Genomic DNA, 905 nt, shown 5'->3' with positions numbered 1-905 from the left:
GAGCCGGTCGGCGGCGGCGTCGAGTTCGGCGGCGGCGAGGGCGAAGAAGTCGTCGGTGTCGGCGGCGGTGGTGACGGGGACGCGGTGGATGAGCGTGTCGGCGGTGACCGCGCCGGGACCGCGGACCTGCAGGCCGACCCCGGCGGGGTCGTCCACGTCGGGGACGAGGCGGGCGCGGAGCATGTCGTGCCGGTCCAGCACCGTCTGCAGCGTGGCCGCGAGGGTGACGCGGTCCAGGCCGGCGGGCAGCCGCAGCAGCGCGGCCTGGGAGTAGCGGTCGATGCTGCCGCCGCGTTCGAGCATCCACCGCACGATCGGGGTCAGGGGCACGGGGCCGACGCCGCGGCCGGGCAGTTCGGCGAGGACGGCCGGGCCGTCGCCGAGGGTGGCGACGGCGGCGAGCGCGGCGGGGGTCTTGCGTTCGAACACATCCCGAGGGGTCAGCTCGATCCCGGCGGCCCGGGCGCGCGAGACCAGCTGGATGGACATGATGCTGTCGCCGCCGAGCGCGAAGAACGAGTCGTCCACTCCGACCGTCTCGAGGCCGAGGACCTGCGCGAACAGCTCGACGAGCTGCTTTTCGAGGTGGCCGGCGGGGGCACGGGTCTCGGTGGCCAGCGCCCCGAAGTCGGGGTCGGGCAGGGCCTTGCGGTCGAGCTTGCCGGTGGCCGTGACCGGCAGGGTGTCGAGGACGACGAGAGTGGCCGGGACCATGTAGGCGGCGAGGTCACCGGCGACCCGGTTCAGCGTGGCGGCCACATCCACGGTCGCGGCGGTCTCCGGAACCACGTACCCGACGAGGCGGTCGGCGGCGCGGTCGTCGCGGTGGAGCACCACGACGGCGCGGGCGACGCCGGGGCAGCGCAGCAGCGCCGCCTCCACCTCCCCCAGCTCGATGCGGAAAC

Annotated in this window: 1 protein-coding gene; it reads right to left on the bottom strand. The window is 75.1% G+C overall.

What is annotated here, in order from left to right; all coding sequences use genetic code 11:
• On the bottom strand, positions 1–905 hold a 905-nt coding region (locus CQZ88_RS32155), incomplete at both ends, for a phosphopantetheine-binding protein (protein ID WP_258008864.1).

Source organism: Rhodococcus sp. ENV425, assembly GCF_002887785.1.
In the GTDB taxonomy this organism is placed as follows: domain Bacteria; phylum Actinomycetota; class Actinomycetes; order Mycobacteriales; family Mycobacteriaceae; genus Rhodococcus; species Rhodococcus aetherivorans.
The sequence above is the reverse complement of the archived record's forward strand: the minus strand, read 5'-3'. Positions and strand labels throughout refer to the sequence as shown.